We start from the raw sequence: 6,264 nt of genomic DNA, 5'->3' as shown, positions 1-6,264 counted from the left end.
TTCGAATCCCGTACGGGTCATACGAGATAAAGCAGTAGATGTTAACTTACATCTACTGCTTTTTTATGATTTTTTCGTTTGATTTTGCTTGATATGTTAAGAGCATAAAAAATCCTTATACATCCTTCGATATAATCTTTCATATCGTTAATTTTTAATCATTGGTTCTGAATAAGCTACAAATACACTCGTAGCCGAATTATTTACTGTCATTTAGACAAATATTCCATGGTAAATCTGATAATATTGGTATATCCTTTGGAATAACTCTAGCTTTCTTTTATAATAGAGGTTGAATAGAATTAGTAGGAGGTTATAAATATGAAGAAAAAGCAAAATAAATGGATTGTGAGCGCGGCATCTACAGCATTGGTTGCAGCAGCTGTTGTTCCTACTGCAAGTGCAGCCTCCTTTACAGATATTGCAAAGAGTGACCATAAAGAGGGGATTTTGGCATTAGCAGATGCAAAGATAGTTGGTGGATATACTGATGGCACATTTAGACCAAATTCTACCCTTACGCAAAGCAATGTTATTAAATTTTTAGGAAAATGGCTAGTATCAGAGCACTACCAAGTTCCTGCAGATTACAATAAAAAAGTACGCTTTACGGATATGCAGCCAGCAACTACAAAAGATAAAGAATTACTGCAATATGCAGCGCTTATCTATGATAATGGCATAACCAAAGGTACTAACAACAAGTTAATGCCTTCAGCGAATATTACACGTGAACAAATGGCCTCTTATTTGGTAAAAGCGATTGAGACAGTTTATGATATTGATTTAATTGCAAAGTATAAAGAAGAAAACCATAAATCCTCTATTACGGACTTAAAAAATGCAGCAGTAGAGAATCGTGAAGCTATTATTGCCCTTGAGTATGCAAAGATTACTAATGTTAAAACATTTAATCCTAAAAGCACACTAACACGTGGTCAATTTGCATCCTTTTTACATCGTACTATGACCAATATTAAAGAGATGATAAAAGTTCCTGAGGTGCCATTACTTATCCAAACAGTGAAAGTAGTAGATGCGACTACACTACAGGTAACGCTAACAGACGGGACAAGCTATAAGGTAACATTAGCAACGCCACTTATTGAAAATGTGGAAACAAAGGTGGATTTTAAAATTAGTGATAAATCCTATTCAGCTGTTGTTACATATGAAGTCAATGAACTAAAGGTAATATCAGTGGAGGGAATTAATGGCTCTCAAATTAAAGTTGCTTTTAACCTAGCAATTGACCCACTTTCTGTATTAAAAACGGATGGTAAACTACAGGATAATATTGCAGCTTTCTCTAATGTGGATACATTAAGATCATTATCCATTGTGAAAGCAGAAATAAGTGCTGATAAAAAATCAATCATCTTTACAGTCAATGAGCCATTAAAAGGCACACATCGTTATGTACTTAACAACATTAAATCAGAAAAAGGTCTACTACTTAAACAAGTAGATGCGAATTTTGTTACTGCTGGGGATACACAACCCCCTACTATTTTGGGAACTACGCAAGGAAACAACTCTTCAATCGTAAAAGTGCAGTTTTCTGAGCCAATGGCTGCATTTCCAAATGAACGCATTCAATTCACGTTACCAAATGGAACAAGGGTGATGAATGTAGTGGGAAGCATTGAGCAAAACGCTACTGAAGCAACCTTTGATTTATCAGCTGCAACAGTGAATGGTGGTTATTTGGCACCTGGTGCAGCTATGCAGATTACATTTGTAGCAGCAACAGATTTAGCAGGAAATATCATTTCACCAAATCCAGCTACTATCTCAGTGAAAAAAGGGGATAGAGATGGTATTCCGCCAGCGCTATCCACTGTCACACAAACGGGTCCAAATACATTCCAGTTATTGTTTTCAGAGGAGATTCAACCACTTAATGTATATGATTTATCCATTAAAAGTGGACAGACTTCATTCACCATCAATAAGGTTGAGAAAGATCCTAAAAATGGTCGTTTAGTCAATGTAACGGTAGATCCAAGGAATATACTTCAGGGAATTACTACTATTGGGACGGCTACCGGTCGCGTTATTACTGATTTATCAGGTGAAACAGCAACTTTCTCAACAGTGTATAATTTTATCAGAGATGATAAAGCACCTGCTTTAACCAATTCTGAAATTGTTTATGAAGATAATGTAGAATATTTACAATTAACTTTTGATAAGCCTGTACAGTTAGGAGCTTATGCAAAAGCAGCATTTACTGGAAGCTATATGAATAACCATATTTTATATGAACTTTCAAGAGGACCTCAAAGTGATATTCATATAGTAAAAGATCAACCTACAAAACTACGTGTTAAGATAGCAGGATTACTTGGCCCTTATGATGCAAAGGGAGCTCTTTATGATGGTAAATTGACTTTATTTAACGTAACAAATTTATATGGTGTACCTATCAATGAAGTACAAAATGTTAAATTTTCGCGTAATGGTGATTTGAATATTAATAACAATAAACTTTTATTATTGCCGAATAATGGGATTCAAACATCTGCAACAGATAATTCAATTAGAGATAATAATATTGTGTATCTAAATTTCAATTATCCTGTTGATGCAGCACTTGCTCAAAACATTCAAAATTATAGCATTGATAATGCGCTGATTGAAAGTGCAATTGTAGAGGGCTCCAATTTAAATCGTATTAAGCTCACGTTGAAAAAGGATTCCAATTATTTTACTGGAGCTCGAAATATAACAATTAAAGGCTTAAGAGCTGCGAACTCTATGGAGTCATTCGATGAGGTGCGTACATTAATTACTCTTAATGAAAATATTGCACCAAAGATTCAAACTATTAATGTTAACAATTCACAAACATTAGAGCTTATTTTCAGTGAGCCAGTCAAGAATGGTGGTACTATGGATTTTGATATTCTTGTAAATGGTAATTCAGTAGCAGCTACAACTACTTATACACAAGATAACAGAGTCCTAATTACAATACCTCAAAGTGGGTTTGAATACGGTAGAAATGTGACAATTCTAGCTTCACCTAGAAATACGCTTACAGATTATAGTGGGAATAAGTTGGATTTCACTTCGCAGTCAATTATAGTACAAAGATAATTTGTTTTTCCCCAGCAAGTCTACCTAAAGTTGAATACTAAAATGCAGTAGATATCAATTTTATCTACTGCATTTTTTATGAAAATCTTGTGATATTTATTAATGTGAGATAAACGGAGATTTATGTATAAACTGAGGATCGTCTAGATGTTTAATAATAAAGGCGGCTATATCCTGATTTGTAATATTTGTGCCAGGCATATCTGTTTGGCCTACTTTTATAGACTTAGATGTTAAACTATCTTTTACAAAGGGTAATCTAAAAAGTGTCCATTTAATATTTTTATTGTTAGATAAAATTGTCCACTCCAATTTTTTATCTTCCATCATCTTAGGAAAGAGAACTTCAAATAACTTCGCTCCAACACGATTCAACAGGCTTTTTTTGTCTCCATCAATTGTTAAAGAACCACCCGATACACCTATATAGCGGTTAATGTTCAAATCCTGCATCACATCAAGAATAGTTGTAGTGACTTTGCTATAGATTGGATCATCTTTCGCTGGCTGCCCAAATGTATTTATGACAATATTACAGTCTTTTAACAGCTCTCGAATAGTATTTATATCCTGTATCTGACCTTTCAGAATGTCCATCTTTTCATTTTTATACGATATTTTTTCAGGATTTCTCGCAAGCATCCGAACGTAATATCCTTGCTGTATAGCTTCCATTGCTAAATGTTTTCCCACTCTCCCCGTTCCACCAATGATTGCTATTTTGTGATAATTCCCCATTTTGTAACCTCCAACTAAGTCTAATAGTATGTTTACGTTTTAGACTTACATTGGTTTCAAATAACTTCCAATGGATATTTTAAAAATATCTATTGACCTTAACGCTACGTAAAGGTTTACAGTAACATTAAAGGGAGGTGAGAAAATGGAATATACAATTCAAGAGCTTGCGCAAATGTCAGGCGTGAGTACTAGAACGCTTCGTTATTATGATGAAATTGGATTATTGAAACCAGGGCGAACGAATGATGCAGGCTATCGATTTTATGGGCAGTTTGAGGTTGATATGCTACAGCAGATTTTATTTTATAGAGCTTTAGATATGAAGTTGGCTACAATCCAACAAATTATTCAAGCATCTGATTTTCAGCCAAAAGAGGCACTTGAAACGCATCGTGCCGCTTTACTTAAGCGGAGGGAGCAGCTTGAACAAATATTACAAACAGTGGAGAGAACTATACAATCAATTGAGGAGGAAAGACCAATGACAAATGAGGAGAAATTTATTGGATTTAAAGAAAAGTTAGTTGAAAAGAATGAAAAGCAATACGGTCAAGAGATTCGTGCAAAATATGGGGATGATCAAGTGGACGCTTCAAATGCAAAGCTAATGAATATGACAGAGGAGCAGTATCAGGCAATGCAGCAACTAGAACAGCAGCTTTTTGATCGTTTAAAAGAAGCGATGGAAATCGGAGATACAAATAATGATGTGGCAATGGAGGTAGCAGAGCTTCATAAGCGGTGGTTATGCTTTTCATGGTCACAATATTCCAAAGAGGCTCATGCGGGAATTGCTCAAATGTATACGGCGGATGAACGCTTTACAGCCTATTATGATGAACGCATTACTGGAGGAGCCGCACAATTTTTACACGATGCCATTATTCATTATACAAAAAGATAAGTTAAAGCCTCCTCATACTTGTATGTTTTAGAAATAGTAATTTAGGAAAAAATGAGGGTATGAGGAGGAGATTCTTTTGAACCCACAAGTAATGGAAAAATTAAAAAAGCAATTAGAGCAGGAATTACAGGAGATAGAAAAGCGGCTTGATGAATCGGAGCGACCACAGGCCACAGAGCTCTCTAATTATGATAATCATCCAGCTGACAATGCGAGTGATTTAACGGATCAGCTAACGGAAATGGCAATTGATGAGCACCGGGGTGACGTTGCAGAGGAAATAAAGCGGGCACTTCAAGCGATGGAGGAAGGAACATATGGTAAATGCGCTGTATGTGGGGAAGAGATTCCGATTGGTCGCTTAGAGGCAATGCCGAAAGCAGTAACATGTGTTGAACATGCGGAACAAAAAGCTGACGGTTTAAGACCAGTAGAAGAAGACATGTTGTCTGCTAATTCAAAATCGGATGATTTCCTAGAGCTTGAGGAATTTGGCTCTTCTGATACACCACAAGATAAAAGTTTGTAAGTATTTCAACCCTAAAGCAGTATAATAGCTGTATGGGGTGATAATATGGATATAATTGATTTACATTGTGATGCATTATGGAAATTAACTACGTTAGAAAATGTAAAATTTGAAGATGATGTACAGTTGGCTACAAATCGGGGAAGATTACAATTAGGGCAAGTAAAGGCACAAGTTTTTGCTATTTTTATTAATCCTAAAGTTCCTCAAAACGAGCAGTTTTTAGAAGTGGTGCGTCAAATTGAAGCCTTTCATACGCATGTATTGAAAACGGAGGGCATGGTGCATATTACGGATTGGTCACAATTGGACACTTTAGCTCCACATGAAATTGGCGCTATTCTAAGCTTAGAGGGCTGTAGTCCAATTGGTGAGGATTTAACAAAGCTTTCTCTAGTATTAGATGCAGGGGTAAAGCTTGTTGGCCTAACATGGAATGAAGAAAATGCAGTAGCACACGGTGCTGAACAGGATGCAAGCCTTGGATTAAAACCATTTGGTAAAGAGGTTATAAACTTGCTAAATGAGCGAGATATTATTATCGATGTCTCTCATTTAAATGAACAAAGCTTTTGGGATGTGCTGCCATTAGCGAAGCATATCATCGCTAGTCATAGTAATGCACGTGCCCTTTGTGACCATCCACGAAATTTAACGGATGCTCAAGTAAAGGCATTAGTAGAGCATGGCGGACATATTCATTTAGTCTACTTTCCTTCATTTATCGGTGAAAATGCTACAATGGATGATTTAGTAGCGCATGTCAAACATCTAGCCAATATAGTAGGAATAGACCATCTTGGACTAGGTTCTGACTTTGATGGGATAGATGCTACGATAAATGGATTAGCACATGCTGGAGAGGCACAAAATTTACTAGAGGCTTTAGGTGAATATTTTTCAATAGAGGAAGTTCGTGGTATTGCAAGCCAGAATTTTCGACGCTATGTAAAAAATGCAGCAACCCGTTAAGGTGCTGCATTTTCTT

At 36.1% G+C, this 6,264-nt stretch carries 5 protein-coding genes; 4 read left to right on the top strand and 1 reads right to left on the bottom strand.

The features are described 5' to 3' along the window. Nucleotides 1-321: 321 nt before the first annotated feature. Nucleotides 322-3,102 carry an S-layer homology domain-containing protein gene (locus B2R82_RS02870; RefSeq protein ID WP_286923424.1) on the top strand — a complete coding sequence of 927 codons (2,781 nt, stop codon included), beginning with the start codon at nt 322-324 and terminating at the stop codon, nt 3,100-3,102. A 99-nt stretch (nt 3,103-3,201) separates the two neighbouring features. Here B2R82_RS02870 and B2R82_RS02865 read toward each other — a convergent pair whose 3' ends face one another. After that, nucleotides 3,202-3,840, bottom strand: coding sequence for an NAD(P)H-binding protein (locus tag B2R82_RS02865; protein WP_286923423.1), 639 nt, complete (start codon nt 3,838-3,840; stop codon nt 3,202-3,204). Between the two features lie 145 nt (nt 3,841-3,985). Between B2R82_RS02865 and B2R82_RS02860 the strand changes: the two genes are divergently transcribed. From B2R82_RS02860 to B2R82_RS02850, 3 genes are all read left to right on the top strand, one after another. Beyond that, complete coding sequence (locus B2R82_RS02860) at nt 3,986-4,747, top strand: MerR family transcriptional regulator (protein ID WP_286923422.1); 762 nt, start codon at nt 3,986-3,988, stop codon at nt 4,745-4,747. Between the two features lie 76 nt (nt 4,748-4,823). Then, nucleotides 4,824-5,276 carry a TraR/DksA C4-type zinc finger protein gene (locus tag B2R82_RS02855; protein WP_286923420.1) on the top strand — a complete coding sequence of 151 codons (453 nt, stop codon included), beginning with the start codon at nt 4,824-4,826 and terminating at the stop codon, nt 5,274-5,276. A gap of 45 nt (nt 5,277-5,321) precedes the next feature. Further along, nucleotides 5,322-6,248 carry a dipeptidase gene (locus tag B2R82_RS02850; protein ID WP_286923419.1) on the top strand — a complete coding sequence of 309 codons (927 nt, stop codon included), beginning with the start codon at nt 5,322-5,324 and terminating at the stop codon, nt 6,246-6,248. Nucleotides 6,249-6,264 lie beyond the last annotated feature (16 nt).

The sequence above is a fragment of the Lysinibacillus sp. UBA6686 genome (genome assembly GCF_002455205.1).
GTDB classification, from domain to species: Bacteria; Bacillota; Bacilli; order Bacillales_A; family Planococcaceae; genus Lysinibacillus; species Lysinibacillus pakistanensis.
Note: the sequence above shows the minus strand (reverse complement) of the source record. Positions and strands in the feature narration are given on the sequence as shown.